Here is a 21,423-nt window from a genome sequence, read left to right on the forward strand (position 1 = left end):
ATTCACTTGCAGGACGCTCAGCGCGTCTGTGACGACTGAGGCGGTGAGCTGTGGCGACTACCCCGGCATCGACCAGCGGGCGAACGCCGACCCGCCGACCCGCCGACCGAAAGCAACAGATCATCGTTGCCGCATCGAAACTATTCTGCGAGCGCGGATTCCACAACGTCTCCGTAGCCGAGGTGGCCGCTGCGGTCGGCATCACAGCAGCTTCGCTGTATCGCCACTTCCGCAACAAGCTGGACCTGCTTTCGACGGTCGTTCATGTCGCCGTCGACGACGTCGGGCGCCTGGCTGCGGAGTCCTCGGATCTAGATGATCTGTTGCGCAGATCAGCGAGTGGATGTCTGGAGCGGCGGACATCGGCGCTGTTGTGGCAGCGGGAGGCTCGCCACCTGTCCGAGGCCGACCGGCTCGACCAGCGTGCGAAACTCATCCGCGCCGGAACGCTGATCGGCGGGCTCATTCAGGCGCAGCGGCCCGATCTCGATGATGAAGACGCCGAACTTCTGGCGTGGGGGATGACCGCGCTGTTCGGCAGTGTCGCGTTGCATCGCGTTTCCCTGCCGCGCAAACGATTCGAAGAACAGCTCATCGAGCTGGCAACATCGCTGACGCGATGTGAACTCGGCGACCGACCCGCACCTGGCGCCGAGCCCCATCGTAAAGTGCCGGTCACGTCAAGTCGCGAAAACCTCCTGAACGAAGCGATCCGGCTGTTCGACGAACGCGGCTTCCAGTCGGTGAGCACCGACGAGATCGGGCAGGCCTCAGGAACATCTGGACCCAATATCTACAAGCACTTCCCCAGCAAGACCGACCTCCTCGTCGCCGCGGTCGTTCGCGCAGGTGAACAACGCAGGTCGTCGACCATGAACGCGCTCGCACGTGCGCACAGTGCGGCGGAGAGCCTCGAATTACTGCTGCGCTCCTACATCGACTTCGCCGTGGACCACCACCACCTTCTCGGCGTGCTCATCGGCGAGCTGGACCAACTGCCGGACAAAGAGCGCCGGGCCGCCAAGCAGACCCAACGTGAGTACCTGGCACTGTGGGTCGATCATCTCGCTCCCGTGCTCCCGGACAACGACCCAGCGGTGAACAAGATCAAAGTGCACGCTGTGCTGAGCATCATCGACAATATCGTTCGCACAGGTCATGTGGGGCGAAGGCCTGACGTGGCCGAACGATTGGTCGAAATGTGTACTGCTGTACTGCATCCGGCTCAGACCGAGTGAACTGCTACTGCCAGTGAGTGGTCGGCTGTGCCAACCGCCGCCCTCGGCGTAACCGAACGGCGATTCCGCCGACTCTGCCGTCGACAAAACGGCGAATCAATTCGTGGGCAGTATGCAGGTTTGCGCACAGACATCAACTGAGCCGTCCCGGGTCAGTTTCGGGCATGGCACGGTTCGGGTAGGCGCGGGTCTTCACGCGCGGGCAGAAAGTCGATTTCCAGATCGACGCGCTCACCGCCGCGGGATACGGCGGCAAGATCCTCCCGCTATCAGCCGACGACCAGGCAGAACGGGTGACCGGCCGGGTCCAGCAGCACCCGCCACCGGTCGCCGCCCGGCTGTTGGTCCGGCCTGACCGCGCCGAACCCCAGCGCCAACTTCTCCGCCGCGTCGAGGTCCTCGACCTGGAGGTCCAGGTGCAACTGCTGCGGCACGTCCTGACCGGGCCACCGGGGGGCCTGGTATCCGTCGACCTGTTGGAAGCCCAGGTCGCAACCCGAACCATCGGTCAGGGCGACGAACTCGTCAGCGTTATAGCCGAGCTGCATGCCTGTCAGCTCTTGGTAGAACCGGGCCAGAGCCCGGGGATCGGCGCAGTCCAGAGTCACGCCTCGCAGCGTAGCGATCGGCATGGTCCACTCCTCAGTCATCCATATTCGCGGCCGCGCGGCGGCGCAGGTAGTCATTCAACCGCACTGGGGTTGCCCCACTCCACTGCTTTTCAGGCGGCGGACAGCTTTAAGTCTTCGTCCGCGAACACCTGCGTCGCCACGAAACACACTCCCAGCACACCGACCGACCCATCGGCAGCCAGCAAACAGCTACCAGCCCACCCGCAGCAGCCATTGACGTCGGTGGCATGGTGGTACACGGTGTCTTCCGGTATCGAGGCACTCGACCGCACGGCTCGGGTGCGATCAGCCAGACGCCCGGTGCGCGTAAATGGTACGAGGCATTCGAATGGGGGATCGATGGCGTCCCAAGACTGCGAGCGTGTGAACAGGTTCTCTCTGTCGTGGCTCGAGGCCGTCGGCGAGGCCGGACCCGCGGTCGGCCGGCCATCTATCCGCGAATCTTGGTTCGACGGTTGACCTCGCTGGTGTGGATGAGACGTGTCGGTACGCGTGTAAGAAGGGTGTCTCGCGTACCGCTCTACCACGTTTTCGCGTCACATCTGTCGCATCTAAGTGGTCAAGTGGTGCGACAGGGGCTCTCCACCACGCTTTTGCGTCATATCTGACGCGAAAACGTGCAAGAGAGGTGCGCGAGGGGGGACTTGATCACAGATCCCGGACAGATATGCCGAAGAACAGTGCTGGAGTGATATCTAATCTAGATCGCGGCGAGGTAACTGTCAACACTTACACTCGCAGTACATGGTGGAAGTATCTGTAGCAGAGCATTTTTCAGTTTCTTGCACCGATTGCTGGGAGTGAGATGTCGGCGCGCGGACGGTTGCCTGGGAGTCTGCGGAACTTACGCTCCCGATCTCGAATGCATTGCAGGGGTTGGAAGGTGCGCTGCGAGTCGCGAAGCGCCTCGGTCCGATCCCGGCAACGCAATACGCGATCAATACAGCCAGATGTGAAAGCTGGAGTGTGGCAGCGAACGGCCATTTGACTCGTTGTCTGGCTCGACAACTTTTGCGACTCGATCGTGTCGCCCCGGGACACGAGGCAGGATGGAGGTATGGGTGATGGGGTTCTCTACGACGGCTACTGTGGTGAGCCGATCGCGTGGGCGCGGGTCGGGGAGCCCGTCATCGGACACGAGTGGACCGAGCGCGGTCAGGTAGCTGTCACCGAGCGGCTGAGTCCAGCTGCAGCGGTACGCAAATACGGCCCGATCACCGAGGTCGTACTCGGACGCAACGGCGGCTTCAAGTCGGTCACATACGGTGCCAAGAAGTTTCTGTCCCGGTTCTTGGACCCGCGGGGCACCGGGTTGTATGACGATTCCGTCGTCGTTGTCGATGACCCTGCCAGGGAGAACTACGAGTGTCCCGTATGTGAAGTTCCACCTGGTGCGCCGTGCGTGAACAAGAAGAGGCAGCCCTGCTCGTCACACGGCAAACGGTCGCAGGGGCGCAGCCGCTGGGAAATCGCGCGGGTGAAGGCAGAAAGCGAGCGGGCCCAGGAAGCGGAGCGCGTCGCCCTCGAGAAATCTCGAGCTGCCGAGCAGCGGAAACGTGAAATGGCAACGCCACCCGCTCTCGGCGCCGTCTTGGAGGTCATGCGATGGAAGATGACCGAGCCTCCGACTCCGGAGTGGGTTCTCCAGGTCTCCGACCGTGTAACCGTTGAGCGAACCTATTCCAACCGAACGGTGGGAGGTACTGGCGAGGACGGGGCGCAGATGTTCGGGGCCCAGTCAGAGGCCACCGAGCATTGGTCAGTGATCTGTGGCCAGCCGACGTCGATGCGGCTGTCGTGTAGGAACGGCGTGGTTGGGGTGGTGTGTCGGATTCGGCATAGGGCGGGACTGCAGCTGCGCGAGGACGCACCGTGGGAATGAAGTACTGCTGAGGAACATGTTGAGGTCCACAACAATGTCACTCTTGAGGCACTTGGGGCTGCTGCACGACCGGGTGACAGCGTCACCTCCTCGTGCAGCAGTCCTGTCTATGCAGGCGATGCCCACCACCTTGAGTTCAACCACGTCATCCCGTTAGTCGAGGTCGTGCTGCGAGTGGCGAACTGGCCGATCACAATGCGGTTAGCGCAGATCGCTATCGAGCAGACGTGTCAGGTGTTGTGCTGTTTCGCCAAAGTCTTCTTTTGGATCTTGCCCATCGCGTTCTTCGGAAGATGGTCGACCACCCGAATTTCTCTGGGACGTTTGTGGACCGAGAGGTTCGTCGCGACGAAATCGATGAGTGCGGGTTGGTCAACAGAGTCCCCGACCACGTAGGCGACGATGCGTTGCCCGAGGTCGGCGTCATGAACGCCGATGACGGCGGCTTCCCGGACCGAGGGATGTGCTATCAGCGCTTCTTCGACCTCACCTGCGCCGATGCGGTATCCGCCGGATTTGATCATGTCCACCGATTCACGTCCGACGATGCGGTGAAAGCCATCGGCGTCGATGACGGCGATGTCGCCGGTGCTGAACCAGCCGTCGGTAGTGGTGACCTCCGCCGTCTTGTCGGGTTGGTTGAGGTAGCCGTCGAACAGCGTCGGTGCGCTGATTTCGAGCTGCCCCAAAGTCTTTCCGTCATGTGCCGCCAACTCACCGGTTTCGGTGCGAAGTCGGCTCCGGACTCCGTCGATGGGCAGCCCGACCCATCCGGGGCGGCGCTCGCCGCGGTATCGCGTGCTGACGGTGATGAGCGTCTCGGTCATCCCATAGCGTTCGATCGGCGCCATGCCGGTGAGTTCTCGCAATCCCTCGAAGACCTGGGTCGGTAGCGGGGCGCTGCCCGAGACCAGCAGCCGGGCTCGGGCGAGTTCCCTCGCCGAAGCTGGATCGGTGCACACCCGCGACCACACCGTGGGCACCGCGAAATACAGTGTCCCCGCAGCTGCGGCGTATCGCTTCGGGTCGGGGCGCACGGTGTGCACGAGCGGCGAACCGATTCGCAGTGCGCCGAGAACGCCCAGGATCAGCCCGTGGATGTGGAACAGCGGAAGCCCCTGTACCAGTGTGTCTTCGGCACTCCACTGCCATGCGTCCGCGACCGAATCCAGGCAGGCCGCGATCGCACGGCGCGAGACCACTACACCTTTCGGGGACCCGGTGGTTCCGGACGTGTAGATGATCAGCGCCGGTGCGTTCGGGTCGGGTTCGGGGTAGGTGGTCGAGGACCTGGCAAGGCTGTCCACCGTCAGAATCGGGATGCTGAGATCGTCGTGGCGGGGACCTATCCACAGTTCGGCGCGGGAATCGCTGAGGATATGTCGTCGTTCGGCGAGTCCGGAGTCGGAGGGCACCGGCACGGCGGTGGCGCCGACGAGCAGACACCCCACCACGGCGATCACGGTGTCGATCCCTGCGGTGGCGTCGATCGCGACGACCTCGGCCCCAGCGATCCGATCGGCGACCGCTGCGCCCGCGAGAAGCAGGTCCTCTTTGTGCATCGACTGCTCACCAACATTCACGATGGGGCGGTCGGTGCGGTCGTCGCGGTAGAGCGAGGTCAGCAGTGGTGGGGTCATACCTGTTCCTGACAGCAGGGCCGGATGTGACCGGCGATGACGGCGAGAGGGTTTGGGTCTAGTCCAACCCGGGGTCGAGTTCGGCGCTGGAGGTCGTGCGACTGGCCAGATGTGCGGTGCCCCATTCGGTATCGGCATCGGCATGGCCGTCGAGAATGCTCGCGGCGAAGTCGTTGTCGAAGTCGCGCAGCACGGTGTGCAGGTGGTTGCCGCCGGCGACGGCGTTCACAGCTTCGATCAGATGGTGGCGGGTCTGCACACGGAAGTAGTGGGGGTGACCGCGTTTCTGTGCACCGGCCCACGCGAAGGAGATGTCACCGATGCCGTAGTCGCGCAGCAGTTTTCGTTGCTGTTCTGCGGTTTCGGTGGGGAGTCGGTCGAGGTAGCAGTCGACGAGGCGCCACAGGATGTGCTGCTGGGATTCATCGAGTTCGGCGCCGCCGATCCCCGATGGCCGGTCTCGGACGAATTTCAGTGCGGCACGGTCGGGGTCGGTGATGACATAGTCGGGCATGCCGAGGTCGTAGCGGTCGGGGAATTCGTAAGCACCGATCTTGGGGACCTGACGGGTGACGAAGTCCGCGGGCGCGACCTCGTGGACTACCGCTCGAGCGCGCTGGTCGTCGTCGAGGGTTGCCAGCAGTTCGAAGCCCAATCCTTCGTCGTCGGCCAAAGGGTGCAGAACACCGCTGTACTCGGTGGGTTGCTGGCCGAGAGCGCACGGGGTCGCCGAGATCCAGCGTTGTTCGACCACGGTGATATTGAGGCAGACGTGATGTCCGAGGAATCTCAGCGTCCAGGTGTCCTCGAAGCCGGGACGGCCGAAGAACGTCAGATAATAAGACTCTGAAGAACGCCAGGTCTGTAGTGCCGGGCCGAGAAAGTCGTGCTCGTAGTCGCGCAGGACGTGTTCGAGCTGCGGGATGGCCAGGACTTTGGTGAAGGTGCGCTGCGGCAGCGCGAGGCGAATCAGATCCCACACCAGCACACGTTGATGGCGATCGAGCATATGCAATGGCACACCGGTGCGATCGGGACGCGGAATGATGTCCCACTCCATCCGGCGAGGGTCGGTGAAGTCCTCGATGATCGCCGCCGCGCGTTGCGACGGATCGAAGGTGTCGATCAGGCCCATAGCCGTGACGAGCAAGGTGGTCGCGGTCTGTGGAGCCTCATACATTGCGGGCATCGGGGTCAGCTCCTGTTCTGCGGAGACGAGAGGGTTGAAGTGGGGTGGAGACCGAGCATGCGGTAGCGCCGCCTGCGGTCGCTGTATCGGTCCGAGTCGGACTGGCTGTGCAGCTCGCGCAGTTGGTTGCCGATCGCCGCGCGCAGTGTCGAGGCCAGCGGTTCGGTCGAACAGTGGTCATGCCCGACTATGACGTCGACTATTCCGTGCCCTGCCAGGACCGACGACGCGATGCCGAGTTCGGCTGCGACTCGCTGAGCATGATCGAGATCGTGGTGAACAAGCATGCTCGCTCCCTCCGGCGCCAAGGGACTCAGCCACGCGTACTCGGTGGCGATCACGCGGTCAGCGGGCAGCAAGGCGAGCGCGGCGCCGCCGGTGCCTTGTCCGAGCAGGACCGAGACCGTCGCGGTGGGCAGGGTGACCAGTTCGGTCATGCACCGGGCGATCTGCCCCGCGATCCCGTGTTCTTCCGCGGCTGTGCTCAGTTCCGCGCCCGAAGTGTCGATGATCGTCACCACCGGCAGTGCGAAGTCCGCGGCCACCCTGATCGCACGCCGGGCCGCGCGGATGTCGCAGACACCGATCCCGGTCGTGGTAGAGGAGTCCTCGGTGTAGGCGATCAGTACGCAACCGATGCCGCCCACTCGGGCGATCATGGTCGTGATCTGCTGTGCGGCATCGCCTTCGGCGTTGCCGTTCAACAACACCTCCGAGATCGCCAGCGTGTGCAGTAGTTGCCGCGCGTTCAGCCGGTCGGGCTCGCGGGAGGTGAGCACCGATTGCCAGCTGTCGCAAGGCTGTGACGGTGCGGGGGTAACGATTCGTGGCGTAGTCGCGGGGGTGTTCCTGTCGACCGGACGGTTCCGCAGATCCAGAATCCTGCTCAGCACGTCCGGCAGCTCACTCGGGGTGAGGACCGCGTCGATCAGTCCATGGTCGAACAGATTCTCCGCTCGTTGCACGTGATCCGGCAGCGCTGCCCCGGTCAGTGCTCGCACAACGCGTGGCCCGAGAAAACCGATGAGAGCGGCGGGCTCGGCGAAGGTGAGGTGGCCCATGGATGCCCAAGAGGCATAGACCCCGCCCGTGGTCGGGTGGCGCAGGTAGACCAGAAAAGGTAAACCGGCTCGCTTGTGGTCGGCGATGGCTGCCGCGATTTTCACCATCTGGACGAATGCCAGTGCGCCTTCCTGCATTCTCGTGCCCCCGGAGGCGGTGACCGCGAGCAGGGGCAGGCGCTCGCGGGTGGCCCGCTCGATCGTGGTCACGAGCCGCTCGGCGGCGGCGACGCCGATCGACCCGGCCAGGAATTCGAACTCACACGCCATGACCGCGAGGCGATGGCCCCGCAATCGCGCCTCGCCGGCGATGATCGACTCGTCCAGGCCGGTCTCGGCGCGGGCCGCGGCCAAACGCCGGGCGTAGTCGGGTGTGGTGTTCACCGACGGCAGCGCAGTGTGCCAGGTCCGCAGGGTGTCGCTGTCGAAGAGTTCCGACAGCAGCGTCTGGACCGGTGACAGCACCGACATGTGATCGGACATCGGGTTATCGATCCTTCCGTGCTGGCGCCGCGGTGTCGCGACGACAGACGGCAGCGTGGGTGAGAAGTTGTCAGCTGGTTTGCGGGAAGCCCAGATTGAGACCTCCGTGCGACGGGTTCAACCAGCGGGTGGTGACGACTTTGCCGCGGGTGTAGAACGCGACGCCGTCAGCGCCGTGGGCGTGGGTGTCGCCGAACAGTGAGTTCTTCCACCCGCCGAAGCTGTAGTAGGCCATGGGGACCGGAATCGGCACGTTGATGCCGACCATGCCGACCTCGACTTCGTTCTGGAATCGCCGCGCGGCGCCGCCGTCGTTGGTGAAGATCGCGGTGCCGTTGCCATACGGGCTGGCGTTGACCAGTTCGAGTGCTTCGTCGTAGCTGTCCACGCGCAGGATCGCGAGCACCGGCCCGAAGATCTCGTCGGTGTAGACGCTCATGTCCGGCGCCACGTGATCGAGGATGGTCGGTCCGAGCCAGAAGCCGTCGGCTCCGCCGTCGGCCTCGATCGAGCGACCGTCCAGCACGAGCGATGCTCCACTGTGCTCGCCCGCGTCGATATAGGAGGCGACTTTGTCGCGGTGGGCGGCGGTGATCAGCGGGCCCATGTCGTTGTCGCGGACTCCGGCGCCGACCCGTAGGGTGCGGGTCCGTTCTTCGATCTTGGCGACCAGTTCGTCGCCGATGCCGCCCACCGCGACTAGCGCTGAGATGGCCATACACCGTTCGCCCGCGGACCCGAACGCGGCGTTGACCGCGGCGTCGGCGGCCAGGTCCAGGTCGGCGTCGGGGAGGACGATCGCGTGGTTCTTGGCACCGCCCAAGGCCTGCACCCGCTTGCCGGCCGCGGTGGCGGTGCGGTAGACGTACTCGGCGATCGGGGTGGAGCCGACGAACGAGACGGCCTTGATCGACGGGTTGGTCAGCAGTTCGTCGACGGCGGTCTTGTCACCGTTGACGACGTTGAACACACCATCGGGCAGACCGGCCTCCGACCACAGCTGTGCCAGCCACAGCGCGGCGGAGGGATCCTTTTCCGAGGGTTTGAGCACGACGGTGTTTCCCGCGGCGATCGCGAGGGGGAAGAACCACATCGGCACCATCGCGGGAAAATTGAACGGGCTGATGATCGCCACGGGTCCCACGGGCTGGCGGATCGAGGCCACATCGATATTGGTCGAGGCGTTCTCGGTCATCCCGCCACGCAGTAGATGCGGTATGCCACAAGCGAATTCGACGACCTCTTGGCCTCGGCTGACTTCGCCGAGCGCGTCGGAGACGACTTTGCCGTGCTCGCTGGTGATGATCCGGGCCAGCTCCGGTTTGCGCTCGTTGAGCAGTTCACGGAACCGGAAAAGGATCTGGGTGCGTCGCGACAGCGAGGTGTCGCGCCACGCCGGGAAGGCCGCAGCCGCGGCGTCGATGACCGCGCGGGTGTCCTCGGCACCGGCCAGAGCGACGCGGCCGGTGATCTGGCCGGTAGCCGGATCGGTCACCGGTGCGGTCCCGGTTCCCGTTCCAGAATAGTGTTTGCCGTTGACCCAATGGGCGATGGTGGGCAGATGGTCGTCGACCACGAGAATCTCCGTTCGTTGCGGCGGGTGGGTGCCCGCGCCGGGGTTGGTCAGCAGTCGCTGTGTCGGGTGGTGGCGTCGACGATCGGGGTCGTCAACAGCCCCAATCGTTCGATCTCGACTTCCACGACGTCACCGGGCTGCAACAGCCACGGCGGATTGCGCACGTAGCCAACGCCTTCCGGCGTGCCGGTGGCGATGACATCGCCGGGATTGAGGGTGAAGGTCTCGCTGATCAGCGCGAGAACGTGCCCGATGTCGAAGATCATGTCGCGGGTGTTGCCGTTCTGGACCACGGTGCCGTTGACCCGGGTCCGAACGCTGAGTCCGTCACGTAGGTCACCGACCTCGTCGGTGGTGACCAGTGGTCCCATCGGGCCGCTGCGGTCACCGTTCTTGCCCAATGTCCATTGCGCGGTGAGTTTCTGGGCTTTGCGCGCGGTGAGATCGTTGAAGGTCGAGTACCCAAGGACCGCGGCGCGCGCGGTGTCGGGGTCGGTTTCGCACAGGGGTGCGCCGACGTAGGCGGCGACCTCACCTTCCCAGTCCAGGCCCGCCTCGCCGGCCGGGACCGGCGCCGAGGTGCCGCTGACGGTCAGCGACGAGGTCCATCGACCGAACAGGGTGGGGAACTGTGGAACCTGGAACGAGCCTTCGGCCGCGTGGGCTTTGTAGTTCAATCCGATACAGATCACTCGTGCGGAGTCCGGCACCGGTGGGCGCTGTTCGACCGAGTCGAGGCGCCGACGCCCGTCGGTCAGTTCAGCGGCTTTGGCGAGCCAGGAGGGGGTATCGGACCAGAAAGTGGCGACGTCGGTCACGGGAAAGACGTGATCGTCGCCGTCGAGGCGACCGATGTAGGTCGTGGAGTCGCCGGGTGTGCGCATTCCGATGAGTCGCATGGACCGGTCCTTACGTGTGTAGGTGCGTGGCGAGGAACGCGGCGGTGATCGAGAGATGATCGGGCCGATCGAATTCGGGGCCTTCATGGCCCGCGCCGCCGAGCATCAGCAACGTCGACTCGGCGCCTGCGCGAACCAGCGCGTCGTGCAATGCGGCACTCTCCGAGGCGGGAGTGATTCGATCCCGGTCGCCGTGCGCGATCAGGAACGGCGGGGCACCGGAGTGCACGCGCGCCAGCGGGCTGGCGGCACGAACCTGTTCACGGACGGTGGTGAGATCCTCCACACCGAACAGCGGACCCTCGAAGGCCGGCTTCAGCAAGTCACGTTCGAGCCAGCTGCGCAGACTGTTGCTCAGCAGGTCCGTTTGCCCGAACCAGTGCACCGCGGCGTCAACGGCACTCGACTGGTCCAAGTGTTCTCCGACGGTGCCCTCGAAGTCGCTGTCGCCCGCGGTCAGTGCGGTCAGACTGGCCAGTACCGCACCGGCCGAGGCACCCCAGATGCCGATGCGGTCGGTGGCCAGACCGTGGGTGGCGCCGTTGGCACGCAGCCACCGCACTGCGGCTTTGGTGTCGTGGATCTGGGCGGGAAACAGTCCTTGGCCGACGAACCGGTAGTTCGCCGAGGCGACCGCGATACCGCGCTCTGCGAGCGCGGTGAGCCGCTCCTCAGCACCGTCGGTCTTGTCCCCGACCTGCCAGCCACCACCGTGCAGGTACAGCACGACCGGCACCGAATGGGCCTGCGATGTCGGCCGGTAGATGTCGAGAGTGAGGGGCAGGTCGCCGACTCGGGCGAACTCCACCTCGGTGGTGATCCGAACAGTTGTCACTGTGAGCCTTTCACGCAGGAGCAAGATGTGCGGTCGTCGGTGTGATGGCGCCTCATGCGGCGGGCGCGGTCTCGGTGACCGTGATCAGATGCAGGCGGGCGGCGAGTTCGTCGACGAGATCACCGATCGCGTCGGTGGCGGCGACCCCGAAGATGTACCAATCCGGGCGCATGATGTAGGCGTCGGTGCCCGCGGCGTCGAGGAACGTTCGATAGGTGCCGTCGACGTCATCGATGGCGTCGGAGTCAGTCGGATCATCGAGCACCGCTACGGTGCAGCCGAGGCTGTCGAGAACTCGCTGCTGGGATCCGCTGAGTTGAGGGGAACGGCGACTGATCAGCTGGAAACCGTGTCCGAGCAGGTCGTCGCCGCGTCCTTGCGAGCCGTGGCGGCGAATGAAGCCTTGCGGAGCCAGACTGCCGGTGACCGTCGCCACCGAGTTGTCGGCTTCGCGGTGCAGGACCCCGTTCTCGAGCTTCGGGAACGGAGGTAGAGGCGGGGTGAGGTTGTTTCGCATGGCGTAGTTGCGTTGTTCGGCCTGCGTTTCGTCGACCATGTTGACGATCTCGGCGAGCTTGTGGCTGGTGACCACCAGTTCGGTGACGTGGGGTTCGCGTTCGTTCTGGTACTCGTCGAGCAACTGATCCCCGGCGATCCCGTTCAGGACCAGGTGCAGTTTCCACGCCAGGTTGCGCCCGTCTCGGATCGCCGAGCAACCACCCTGACCCATGTACGGGGTCATCGTGTGTGCTGCGTCGCCGGCGATGAATACCCGCCCAGCGCGCCACTGCTTGGCCACCCGTGTGTAGTAGTGATAGACCACTTGGCGGCAGATCGAGAAGTGTTCCTCGCCGAGACCGTGGTGGGAGCGCAGAAATTCCCACGCGACCTCGGGTTCGTGCATCTGATCATCGGTTTCGTTGTCGGCGACGCGCATTTCGAAGCGTTGCCGATCGGTTCCCAGCGGCATGTACATGTGCGGTCGCTGGGGATCCATGATCATGATCAGCTTGTCGAACTGCTCGGGCAGCGGCTTGTTCTTGTTCATGTCGAAATTGAGCCAACGCTCGTGCATCCCGAAGTCGGTCATCTCGATACCGGCAGCTTGGCGCACCGAACTGTTGGTGCCGTCGGCGCCGATCACGTACTTCGCGCGTACCACCCAAGCGTCCTGGTGATCGTGTGAGCCTTTCGGTCGCACGGTCACTTCGACATGATCGTCGTGGGTGACCAGCCCGATCACTTCGGTCCCGCGGAACACATCGACGTTATCCATCGCGTCGACGCGTTCACGCAGAGTCGCTTCGACATCGGGCTGGAAGATCGAATTGTGGGCAGGGAAGCCACACTGTTCGCCGGTCCAGTCCACGGTGAGCAGCGGATCAGCATCGGCATCGCCGAACAGGCAGGCATCCAGGACCACTGATGTCGACAGGGCCCTGTCGACATCAGTGCCGGTGGCCTGCACCGTGCGGCATGCCTCGCCATCGAAGGTGACCATTCGAGGCAACGGGTACACGGCCTCGTGCCGCTCGAACACCGCGACCCGGTGCCCTTGGCTACCCAGAGTCGACGTAGCAACCTCACCCGAAGGTCCGTAGCCCACGACCACGACGTCGTAAAGGTCAGACACTTTAACTCCTTCTAACGGTTGTCCCGCTACCGTCGGCCAGAGTACCCATAAAACCTCCGAACCTTTAAGCGGTTTTATGAGTGTTGCCGGTCACGTCGAACGTGTCAAGTGGTTCAGCTCACTTATTTGAGGAAAATGGCGTTCGGCGCCGAGGCGATGCCGCCGGGCGCCGGGCTCGGGGCGCTGACGAGCATGCCTTCGTAGATTCCGGTCGCCACGCAGTCGCGAGCCAGATCATCGAGCCACCACAACTCGCCCAGTGCCATGCCGAAGCTGCCGATGAGCATTTGATGGATGAAGCCGAACGGGGCCGCTTGCGGGCTGGTGTCGGCGGGCCATGCCTCCACGGCGAAGGTGTCCGAGGCTATCGCGGCAGCATGGGTGTTCCACAGGTATCGGCATACCTGTTCGCTGTGCGCCAGTCCCGGGGCCCGCAGTTGCCGCGGTAGTTGTTTGCGGGTCTCGAGTGACTGCTCGGTGTACCACTTCGCGAACCCGGTGTGCAGCAGCAGGATGTCACCCGGCAGGTACTCGACGCCCGCCGATACGCGGGCAACTTCCAATTCCTCTGGCCCGAATTCCACCGTGTCGCCGGGGTCGTAGGGACGCCCGAGTGTGGCCATGGCCGCGGGCATGTCCAAGACTATGCCGCGCCCCACGATGCCGTGCGCGGCCCACTTGTCGACACCGTTGCGCCCCGCGCGCACCTCGTCGGCAGTCACGCCGTTGTAGTACACCTGGCGGCTGTAGCCGATGTGGGCCAGCGAGTCCCACTGACTGCCCGCCTGGGGATAGACGTTGTCCCACACATCGTCGAACCCGATACCGCCGGGTTGAGCGATTACATGGTGACGCGGATTGCCTCGGGCACTGTTGAGCGGGGGGTCGAACACTCCCCATGTCGCGTCCAATGGGAACCGTGCCCCGCGCCTCACCAGGGCGGCGGCAGCGGCGGCTCGCTGCGGGGTCAGCAGGTTGATCAAACCGAGTTCGTCGTCGTCTCCGAACAGGCCCCATCCACTGCGACCCCCGTCCGGCATCGAAGGCAACTCGTCATAGGTGGGCAGGCCGCTCATCGGCACCTCCGATTTCCGTCAGCAAGACCACCAGCAGCATCGCGTTCTCGGCGGTCCGATTGCGCAGGGACCGCACTTCGCCACGGGGCAGAAACACCGAATCGTGCGCGGCCAGAGTGAGTGAAGCCTCTCCGAGGTGCCCGTTGAGTTCGAGCTCACCGGCGAGGACGACGTAGATCGTGTCGGCCGCCGTCGGTGAGGCCGCTACTGCAGATCCGGGCAGGTAGGTCGAAACGGACACCGCGGCCTTGTCCGGGCCGCCGACTTCGGAGCCCTGCAAACGTCGCGAGTCGACCCCCGTGTGCCCGTGGGCCTGGTAAGGGACTGCCTGAGCCGCGCGGATCAGATGCATGACGGGTTCCTCCGAATCCTGATGTGAGCACGCGTGATCACCAAGGCAGGTCCAGCGCCGGTCGGGGCAGGAAGCCACCGCGCTCTGTTACCGCACGCGCCACGTGCTCCTTGGACTGTTCCAACCGCTTCTGCACGGTCGACCAGTCCGCACGGAGGCGACCACCGGATTTACGAATCTCGCCGGCGATCATGACGGTGTCGATATTGGACGGTTGCGCCTGGGTGATCAGCGTCGCATAGGGGTCGATCATCGGTGCGGTGTTCACCGCGTCGGTGCGTACAACGATGAGATCGGCTTGCTTTCCAGGGCGCAGACTGCCGATCCGGTGTGATTGTCCCAGGGCCTCCGCGCCCCAGATCGTGGCCGCTTTCAACATGGTTTCGCACGACGGTGGAACCGACAACGGCGCCTTCCCCGTCGCCATGCGTTCGTCGGCGTCCAAGAGTCGTCCGACCTGCATCGCGGTACGTGCCTGCTGCAGCAGGCTGCCCGACACAGACGTGGTGACGTCACAGCCCAACGTGCAGTGGCCGCCCGCGGCGAGCACTCGCTCGGTGGCCGGTCGGCCCATCCCCATGGCCATCTCCGCTTCCGGGCACGTCGACACCGAACCGCCGGACTCCACCACGCGACGAAACTGGTCCGGTGTTGCGTAGTTCAGGTGCACCCACACGATGTCCGGACCGAGCAAGCCCGCCCCGTCCAGGACCTCGATGTCATCGACAGGATCGTTGAAAAGAATCGCCAGAGCGTTGGTGGTGCTGCGCAATCCCAGACGCCGCGCACCCTCCAACTCCGCGCGGATGCGCTCCAGACCGACCTCCGGCAGATCCGACAGCGCGATACCCAAGGTCACGAGAGCGTCGTCCGCCGCCAGCCTGCCCTTGCGCAGAGACTCGGCCAGGTGCAGGCAACCCTGTGCAGAGTCGAGCGACTTGTGCTGGCCCACAACATCATTGAATCCGAGAGCGAACTGGCTGCGACCCCCGGAGGCAATGGTCCCATCGATGGCAGCCTCGGCGTGATCAGGCGAAGAAATCGAATGGGAGAAGTCCAGGACGCTGGTGACCCCCGCGTCGATCGCCTCGAGCATCCCGGCGAGATTGCCCACCTCGATATCCTCGGGCCGATAGACCGGCGACGCCTGAAATCGCACACTACGGAAGTAGTCCTTCAGGACCATGTCGGCGGTCACCCCACGCAGTCCCGCCTGCCATACATGCCGGTGCGTGTCCACCAATCCGGGCGCCACGATGCAGTCGGTGGCATCGATCTGCTCGGCATCGGCCGTAATGGACGGTTCGATCGCCACGATCTTGTCGTCCTCGATCAAGACATCCGCTCGCTGCGGGAGCCAACCCGGCTCCATAGTGACGACCGTTCCGCCCTTGACCACCACTCGTGACATCGCTGCCTCCTCGATTCGAGATCCATGATTGTGTGACCGGAGCCACCCGCGCAGCCTATAACATCCGAACCTTTTGATGGTTTGCAGGTTGATATTGCCCAGGGCTGCGCAATCATGCAGATCTCTGGTAAATTACCCAAGTGGTTAATGGGGTACAGACACGAGCAGAAGCGCTTGCAGCGAACATTGCCCAAATGATCATCGAACGCGGCCTCAGCGCAGGCGACTGGGTCGGCACTATGGATGAACTGCGCGAACAGACGGGCTTCGCGCGCTCCACTGTCAGCGAAGCCGTTCGTCTCCTTGCCGATCGGGGCAGCATCGACATCCGGCCCGGGCGGGGCGGTGGCCTGTTCGTCGCCAACCTCAGCCCCGTCGTCCGTCTGCGACACACCCTGTTGACCGTCCGGGAACAGCCGACCACCGTCGCCGACGCCATCGCCGTCCGAGACGCACTCGAACTTCTCGTCGACACCGACGCAGCACGCCACCGCGACGCAGATGACATCGTCGCCCTGCGCACCCTGCTGTCCAAACTCAAGCAGTCGACCTCCGACGTCGATGCGTTCATGCGCGCCAATTGGCAACTCCACGAACGCATCGCCCAAATCACAACCAACCACATGGCCCGCGCGGTCTACCTGAGCATGACAGCATGCATCAAGGACCTCTCCGCGCACGCTGACCCTGAAACCCCCACCGACGATGCCGGCTACTACCAGCACCGGGTTGCCATTCACAGCGAACTGGTCGAATCCATCATCGCCGGCGACACCGAACGCACTGTCAAGGCCGTGGAAAAACACCACGGACTCCTCAAGATCTAGGTGTTGCTGGGTATGACGCCACCAACGTTGCGGGCGGCGTGTGGGAAAGCGCAAATCGAGCACCGATGTCGCGTGGGCCGAGCCCATCAGGGCAGATCACGCGACATCGCCAGGCGGATTGGCGTAGAGATCCCGGATCTTGGTCATCTGTCGGCGAACTCGGGGTCGATGCTGGCCTTCCACTCCATGGCGGCCTGCCACTACGCGCCCGCCACGTTCAAGATTTGCCGCATCGGTTCCCAGCCGAAATCAGCAATAACGTTAGTACACAACATATCCCGAGGATCGACAGGCTTCAGTTAGAGAACGGCCAGCCCAGGCCCTGGATCCATCGGCTGCGACTGCCCTCGTCGGCCGTCGCTTATCGGCTACTGGTGATGGCTGACACCCACCGCGTGACGTCTTCCCTCGCAGCGCTGGCGTCCTCACCTCGGATAGCGAGGCCGTCGGTGACGGTGGCATCGGGGCAGAGCTTCGCGTAGTCGGCGAAGACGCTGCCTTGCCCGACCGCATAGGTGAGGAATGGGTGGATGGTCTTGCCCGCGAGCGCGCCGGTGGCGTCGAGAAACGTTCGGATGATCATCGGCGCGCGCGTGTTCCAGACCGGGCAGCCGAGGATGATCCTGTCGTAGCTGGAGAGGTCGGGCAGGGTACCGGCGATCTCCGGGCGTGCGTCGTCCTGCTGTTCGAGCTGATTGCGTTGCACGGTCTGTTCGTAGTCGTGTGGGTAGGCGTCGGCTTCGGTGATGCGGAACATTTCCGCACTGGTCTGTTCAGCGATCATCTCCGCGACGACCTGCGTGTTGCCGATGTCGAGGTCCTTGCGGTTGCCGTGCCAGTAGTTCTCGCCGGGGCGGGAGAAGTAGACCAGGAGTGCGCGCATAGTGCCCTCCGAGGCGGATGCTGTGGGCGACCGGCTGGTTGGAGGGCTCTGGGTACACGCGGTCAGGGCCGTGGCGAGCCCGGCGGCGGTGCCGACCAGGAGCGTGCGGCGGTCGAGACCGGTCATGGAAGAAGGCCGTTCTGCGGCAGCCGGCGGTAGATCTCGTCGGTGACCGGCTCGAGCCACTCGTTGCTGACGTTCTGGCCCGGGGTGATGAAAGCGAGATGGGAGAACCACGAGTCGGCCTTCGCACCGTGCCAGTGCTTCGTACCTGCCGGAACCCGAACTACCGAGCCCGGTTCCATGCTGACAGGGTCATCTCCCTCGGCCTGGTACCAGCCGCTGCCCGCCGTACACAGCAGGATCTGGTCACCACCACCGTCGGTGCCGTGGTGGATGTGCCAGTTGTTGCGGCATCCCGGCTCGAAGGACACGTTGCTGACCGGGACGTTCCCGTCGGTCAGCGGGGCCAGATAGCTCTGCCCGTGGAAGTACTGCGCGTAAGCGTCGTTCTTGTCCCCGAGTGGGAAGATCTGTTCGAACTCGTTCTCACTCATGACTCTCCTTGTTCTGATCGTTGTTGACCGTGCCGACAATTTCGAAGCTCAGGTGACAGTGACGCCGTGTTGATCAGGCTTCGGGGATGTCGAGGGCGAAGTTCTCGCGGGTGATCCGTTCGGGTTCGGGGCCGCCTCGAAGGCCGGTGTCCAGCGCGTCGATCGAGGCGAGTTCGGTGTCGGTGAGGGCGAAGTCGAAGATGTCGAAGTTCTCGGCGATGCGGCTGGGGGTGATCGACTTCGGGATCGCTTGGCGGTGCTGTTGCAGGTGCCAGCGCAGCATTACCTGGGCCGGTGTTTTGCCGTGGGTCGCGGCGATGTCGGCGATCACCGGGTCCTGCAGGGTCGAGGTGTGGGCGCTGTCGCGGTAGAAGGTGATGCCGCCGATCGGTGACCATGCCTGGTTGAGAATCCCGTAGTTGCTGTCGGTGGCCAGCAACGCGGATTGACGGAAGTAGGGGTGGACCTCGATCTGGTTGACCGCGGGCACCACGGTGGTTGCCTCCAGGAGGCGCTGGAGATGGTCCGGCATGAAATTGGAGACGCCGATAGCGCGAACTTTCCCGTCGGCGAGCAGGGTTTCCAGGGCTTTGTAGGCCTGGATGGTCAGGTCGAATTCGCCCGGTAACGCCTGGTGCAGGATCAGCAGATCGATCTGGTCCAAGCCGAGTTTGCCCGCGCTCTTGGCGAACGAGTGCAGGGTCTGGTCGTAGCCGTAGTCGGTGATCCAGGTCTTGGTTTCGACGAAGACCTGATCGCGGTCGATACCCGAACGGTGCAGCGCTTCACCGACCTCGCGTTCGTTACCGTAGGCAGCGGCGGTGTCGATGTGACGGTAGCCGACATCGAGTGCGGTCCGCACGGCGGCGATGGTCTGCTCAGGTGGGGTCTGGAACACCCCGTAGCCGAGGGCGGGGATAGTGACGCCGTTGTTGAGGGTGAGGTCGGGAACGATGTAGTCGGTCACAGGTTGTCTCCTTCGAGTGGTGGTGTCCGCGATGAGGGTGGTGGCGCCGAATACGTGGCCGAGTTCGCACCGCGGCTGTGGTTGCCCATCGAATGATCTGCTCGACCCCGAGCTGACGCGCCTCGAGGTGCCCGACAGCAGTCAGCGATCATGGTTTGTCGAGGTCCTGCATAGTCAGGACGAGTTTGCCGACCGCTTCACCGGAACGCAGCCGATCGGCGGCTTGCTGGTATTCCGTCAGGTCGACGGTTCGGTCGATGACCGGTCGGATCTGTCCGCGGGCGACGACAGGAATCACTTCGGGCAGGAGTCCGGCGATGACATCGGCCATCTCCTGGTCGCGGGAGAACCCGAACGACACACCGTGCACGGTGAGGTGACGGTAGGACAGGTCGTCGAGGTCGATGGCAGAGGTAGGACCTGCGAGGCGGCCGATGTTGACGACGTGACCGTCGATCTTTGTCGCAGCAAGACACTGGGCGAAGGTCTGGCCTGCGATGTGGTCGAGCACCACGTCCACGCCTTGTTGATCGGTGGCGTCCAGGGTCGCCTGGGTGAGGTCCTGTTCCTCGGTGACGATCACGGTGTCGACCCCGGCTCCTTTCAGTAGATCACGCTTGGCTGCGGTGCGGGTGGTGCCGATGACCTGGGAGGCGCCGAGGGCGCGGGCCAACTGTGCTCCGATGAGACCGATTCCGGTCGAGGCGCCAGTGATGAGGACACTCTGGCCTGCGGTGAACCCGGCAATGGTGAGCGAGCCGTGCTCGGTGAGCAACCCGGTCGGCAGCGCGCACGCCACCGCGGGATCGAGGTTGTCCGGGCGTGGCAGGACGAATCGCTGGTCGGCGACGACATACTCGGCGAACGACGAGGGTATCGATCCCATTACCTGGTCGCCGACCTGCCAGCCATCCACACCGTCGCCGAGCTCGACCACTTCACCGGCGTATTCGAATCCCGCGATGAACTCGTTGCCGTGCCCGCCGCGTGTCGGGTCGGCCTCGGCGAGCATCGGCAGATCGGCGTTGTTGGTGGCCGCTGCCCGGTTGCGGATCAGGATCTGGCCCGGTGCCGGTTGCGGGCGCGGGACTTCCCGAAGTACCCATTCGGGTCCGATCCCGGAAATAAGTGCGCGCATCGAGCTTGTCACTGTGGTTCTCCTGTCTCTGGAGGAGCTCGGGGAAACGTCCCGGCAGCCCGAGATCGCGCCGGTCAGCACGACATCGAGTCCAGGTAGGTGGTGACGGCGAGGATCGTGATGGCGATTGTCGGCGTGTACCGGGCCAGGCGATCGAATCGTGAGCGGGGAACTCGTTCGTCGTCGTTGTCGAGGGGCGTCACTGTTTGTCGACGGATTCGTCGGTTCGCTCGGCGGTGGCCGCCAGACTTGCGAGGAGCTGCAGGCCGTCCGCGGCGGGCGTGTCCGCGGGGGCGGTGTAGACGAGCAGGGTCAGCCCGGGGTGGGCCGGGAATTCCATCGCCTCGAAGTCGAGATCGAGGCGGCCGACGGCGGGGTGGTGCAGGGATTTGTGTCCGGTGCGGTGGAAGCGGACGTTGTGGGCGGCCCAGCGGGTGCGGAAAACTTCACTGCGCGTGGATAATTCGCCGATCAGCTCGATGAGCTGTTTGTCGTGGGGGTTGCGGCCTGCTTCGGAGCGCAGCATGGCGGCGATGTCGTCGGCGGCGCGTTCCCAATTCACGAAGAACTCGTGGGAGGCGGGGTCGAGGTAGACGAAGCGGGCGGCGTTGGCCGGGCGACGGTCTTCGGTGAGCATTGGTGCGTAGAGGGCGTTTGCCAAGGCGTTGGCGGCGAGCATGTCGTGGCGTGCGTTGCGGACCCAGGCGGGGGCGTCGGTGATGGCGTCGAGCAGTTGCTGGATGGACGTGGTGACTCCGGCGGTGGGTTTGGGGCGGCGTTGTCTGGCCGGAGTCGGTGCTGCTGCTCGGGCGAGGTCGAACAGGTGGGTGCGTTCGGCGTCGTCGAGCTGCAGAGCGCGGGCGAGGTTGTCGAGCACGCTGTCGGAGGCGCCGGCGAGGTTGCCGCGTTCCATGCGCACGTAATAGTCGATGCTCACTCCGGCTAACAACGCTACTTCTTCGCGTCGTAGCCCGGTCACGCGCCGGTTGCCGCCGAAGGCGGGTAGACCGGCCTGTTCGGGGGTCAGGCGGGCCCGGCGAGAGGTGAGGAACTCGCGGACCTGTGCGCGGTGTTCGTCCATGTTCTCCACGGTAAACGCGTTTCCGCGGATGTTGGGGGTACTGCTGTTACCCGGAAGAGCCGT

The 21,423-nt window shown here is 64.4% G+C and carries 20 protein-coding genes; 3 read left to right on the plus strand and 17 right to left on the minus strand.

Annotated features, from left to right (window positions below):
* Positions 1-50: 50 nt before the first annotated feature.
* The gene (locus ACLJPD_RS22170) at positions 51-1,238 is read left to right on the plus strand and encodes a TetR/AcrR family transcriptional regulator (RefSeq protein ID WP_410874603.1); all 1,188 of its coding nucleotides are present in this window, start codon (positions 51-53) and stop codon (positions 1,236-1,238) included.
* A gap of 269 nt (positions 1,239-1,507) precedes the next feature.
* On the opposite strand, the gene ACLJPD_RS22175 is transcribed toward ACLJPD_RS22170, so the two are convergent.
* Complete coding sequence (locus ACLJPD_RS22175) at positions 1,508-1,870, minus strand: VOC family protein (RefSeq protein WP_410874604.1); 363 nt, start codon at positions 1,868-1,870, stop codon at positions 1,508-1,510.
* Positions 1,871-2,927: 1,057 nt separating this feature from the next.
* Here ACLJPD_RS22175 and ACLJPD_RS22180 point away from each other — a divergent pair.
* Positions 2,928-3,752 carry a hypothetical protein gene (locus ACLJPD_RS22180; protein ID WP_410874605.1) on the plus strand — a complete coding sequence of 275 codons (825 nt, stop codon included), beginning with the start codon at positions 2,928-2,930 and terminating at the stop codon, positions 3,750-3,752.
* Positions 3,753-3,982: 230 nt separating this feature from the next.
* On the opposite strand, the gene ACLJPD_RS22185 is transcribed toward ACLJPD_RS22180, so the two are convergent.
* The 10 genes from ACLJPD_RS22185 to ACLJPD_RS22230 form a co-directional block, all read right to left on the minus strand.
* Positions 3,983-5,392, minus strand: coding sequence for an acyl-CoA synthetase (locus tag ACLJPD_RS22185; RefSeq protein WP_410874606.1), 1,410 nt, complete (start codon positions 5,390-5,392; stop codon positions 3,983-3,985).
* A gap of 58 nt (positions 5,393-5,450) precedes the next feature.
* Complete coding sequence (locus ACLJPD_RS22190; protein WP_410874607.1) at positions 5,451-6,581, minus strand: DUF3500 domain-containing protein; 1,131 nt, start codon at positions 6,579-6,581, stop codon at positions 5,451-5,453.
* Between the two features lie 5 nt (positions 6,582-6,586).
* Complete coding sequence (locus ACLJPD_RS22195) at positions 6,587-8,125, minus strand: carboxyl transferase domain-containing protein (protein WP_410874608.1); 1,539 nt, start codon at positions 8,123-8,125, stop codon at positions 6,587-6,589.
* Between the two features lie 70 nt (positions 8,126-8,195).
* On the minus strand, positions 8,196-9,686 hold the full coding sequence (locus tag ACLJPD_RS22200; protein WP_410875416.1) for a CoA-acylating methylmalonate-semialdehyde dehydrogenase: 1,491 nt from the start codon (positions 9,684-9,686) through the stop codon (positions 8,196-8,198).
* 62 nt (positions 9,687-9,748) lie between these two features.
* Positions 9,749-10,600, minus strand: coding sequence for a fumarylacetoacetate hydrolase family protein (locus ACLJPD_RS22205; RefSeq protein ID WP_410874609.1), 852 nt, complete (start codon positions 10,598-10,600; stop codon positions 9,749-9,751).
* Between the two features lie 10 nt (positions 10,601-10,610).
* Positions 10,611-11,435 (minus strand): alpha/beta hydrolase fold domain-containing protein, encoded by an 825-nt coding sequence (locus tag ACLJPD_RS22210; RefSeq protein ID WP_410874610.1) that lies wholly within the window; start codon positions 11,433-11,435, stop codon positions 10,611-10,613.
* A gap of 52 nt (positions 11,436-11,487) precedes the next feature.
* Positions 11,488-13,068: a bifunctional 3-(3-hydroxy-phenyl)propionate/3-hydroxycinnamic acid hydroxylase gene (locus ACLJPD_RS22215; protein WP_410874611.1), complete on the minus strand. Its 1,581-nt coding sequence runs from the start codon at positions 13,066-13,068 to the stop codon at positions 11,488-11,490.
* Positions 13,069-13,190: 122 nt separating this feature from the next.
* Positions 13,191-14,144, minus strand: a complete 954-nt coding sequence (locus tag ACLJPD_RS22220; RefSeq protein WP_410874612.1) for a cyclase family protein — start codon at positions 14,142-14,144, stop codon at positions 13,191-13,193.
* The gene (locus tag ACLJPD_RS22225) at positions 14,122-14,496 is read right to left on the minus strand and encodes a cupin domain-containing protein (RefSeq protein ID WP_410874613.1); all 375 of its coding nucleotides are present in this window, start codon (positions 14,494-14,496) and stop codon (positions 14,122-14,124) included. Before ACLJPD_RS22225 ends, ACLJPD_RS22220 begins: the two co-directional genes overlap by 23 nt.
* A 37-nt stretch (positions 14,497-14,533) precedes the next feature.
* The gene (locus tag ACLJPD_RS22230; RefSeq protein ID WP_410874614.1) at positions 14,534-15,907 is read right to left on the minus strand and encodes an amidohydrolase family protein; all 1,374 of its coding nucleotides are present in this window, start codon (positions 15,905-15,907) and stop codon (positions 14,534-14,536) included.
* A 140-nt stretch (positions 15,908-16,047) separates the two neighbouring features.
* Between ACLJPD_RS22230 and ACLJPD_RS22235 the strand changes: the two genes are divergently transcribed.
* The gene (locus ACLJPD_RS22235; RefSeq protein ID WP_410874615.1) at positions 16,048-16,734 is read left to right on the plus strand and encodes a FadR/GntR family transcriptional regulator; all 687 of its coding nucleotides are present in this window, start codon (positions 16,048-16,050) and stop codon (positions 16,732-16,734) included.
* Positions 16,735-17,095: 361 nt separating this feature from the next.
* Here ACLJPD_RS22235 and ACLJPD_RS22240 read toward each other — a convergent pair whose 3' ends face one another.
* The 6 genes from ACLJPD_RS22240 to ACLJPD_RS22265 form a co-directional block, all read right to left on the minus strand.
* Complete coding sequence (locus tag ACLJPD_RS22240; RefSeq protein WP_410874616.1) at positions 17,096-17,743, minus strand: flavodoxin; 648 nt, start codon at positions 17,741-17,743, stop codon at positions 17,096-17,098.
* Complete coding sequence (locus ACLJPD_RS22245; protein ID WP_410874617.1) at positions 17,740-18,174, minus strand: cupin domain-containing protein; 435 nt, start codon at positions 18,172-18,174, stop codon at positions 17,740-17,742. Before ACLJPD_RS22245 ends, ACLJPD_RS22240 begins: the two co-directional genes overlap by 4 nt.
* A gap of 73 nt (positions 18,175-18,247) precedes the next feature.
* Positions 18,248-19,141, minus strand: coding sequence for an aldo/keto reductase (locus ACLJPD_RS22250; RefSeq protein ID WP_410874618.1), 894 nt, complete (start codon positions 19,139-19,141; stop codon positions 18,248-18,250).
* Between the two features lie 148 nt (positions 19,142-19,289).
* Positions 19,290-20,291, minus strand: coding sequence for a quinone oxidoreductase family protein (locus ACLJPD_RS22255; protein WP_410874619.1), 1,002 nt, complete (start codon positions 20,289-20,291; stop codon positions 19,290-19,292).
* 62 nt (positions 20,292-20,353) lie between these two features.
* The gene (locus ACLJPD_RS22260) at positions 20,354-20,482 is read right to left on the minus strand and encodes a hypothetical protein (RefSeq protein ID WP_410874620.1); all 129 of its coding nucleotides are present in this window, start codon (positions 20,480-20,482) and stop codon (positions 20,354-20,356) included.
* Positions 20,479-21,360: a helix-turn-helix transcriptional regulator gene (locus tag ACLJPD_RS22265; RefSeq protein ID WP_410874621.1), complete on the minus strand. Its 882-nt coding sequence runs from the start codon at positions 21,358-21,360 to the stop codon at positions 20,479-20,481. The genes ACLJPD_RS22260 and ACLJPD_RS22265 overlap by 4 nt, the downstream gene beginning before the upstream one ends.
* Positions 21,361-21,423 lie beyond the last annotated feature (63 nt).

Source organism: Nocardia sp. A7, from assembly GCF_046549215.1.
GTDB lineage: Bacteria > Actinomycetota > Actinomycetes > Mycobacteriales > Mycobacteriaceae > Nocardia.

Excerpts from the sequence above, each read along its gene's own strand:
- ACLJPD_RS22265 (WP_410874621.1), bottom strand. The coding sequence starts at position 21,360 with ATGGACGAACACCGCGCACAGGTCCGCGAGTTCCTCACCTCTCGCCGG.
- ACLJPD_RS22240 (WP_410874616.1), bottom strand. The coding sequence starts at position 17,743 with ATGACCGGTCTCGACCGCCGCACGCTCCTGGTCGGCACCGCCGCCGGG.
- ACLJPD_RS22245 (WP_410874617.1), bottom strand. The coding sequence starts at position 18,174 with ATGAGTGAGAACGAGTTCGAACAGATCTTCCCACTCGGGGACAAGAAC.
- ACLJPD_RS22195 (WP_410874608.1), bottom strand. The coding sequence starts at position 8,125 with ATGTCCGATCACATGTCGGTGCTGTCACCGGTCCAGACGCTGCTGTCG.
- ACLJPD_RS22205 (WP_410874609.1), bottom strand. The coding sequence starts at position 10,600 with ATGCGACTCATCGGAATGCGCACACCCGGCGACTCCACGACCTACATC.
- ACLJPD_RS22180 (WP_410874605.1), top strand. The coding sequence starts at position 2,928 with ATGGGTGATGGGGTTCTCTACGACGGCTACTGTGGTGAGCCGATCGCG.
- ACLJPD_RS22225 (WP_410874613.1), bottom strand. The coding sequence starts at position 14,496 with ATGCATCTGATCCGCGCGGCTCAGGCAGTCCCTTACCAGGCCCACGGG.
- ACLJPD_RS22175 (WP_410874604.1), bottom strand. The coding sequence starts at position 1,870 with ATGCCGATCGCTACGCTGCGAGGCGTGACTCTGGACTGCGCCGATCCC.
- ACLJPD_RS22185 (WP_410874606.1), bottom strand. The coding sequence starts at position 5,392 with ATGACCCCACCACTGCTGACCTCGCTCTACCGCGACGACCGCACCGAC.
- ACLJPD_RS22190 (WP_410874607.1), bottom strand. The coding sequence starts at position 6,581 with ATGCCCGCAATGTATGAGGCTCCACAGACCGCGACCACCTTGCTCGTC.
- ACLJPD_RS22230 (WP_410874614.1), bottom strand. The coding sequence starts at position 15,907 with ATGTCACGAGTGGTGGTCAAGGGCGGAACGGTCGTCACTATGGAGCCG.
- ACLJPD_RS22220 (WP_410874612.1), bottom strand. The coding sequence starts at position 14,144 with ATGAGCGGCCTGCCCACCTATGACGAGTTGCCTTCGATGCCGGACGGG.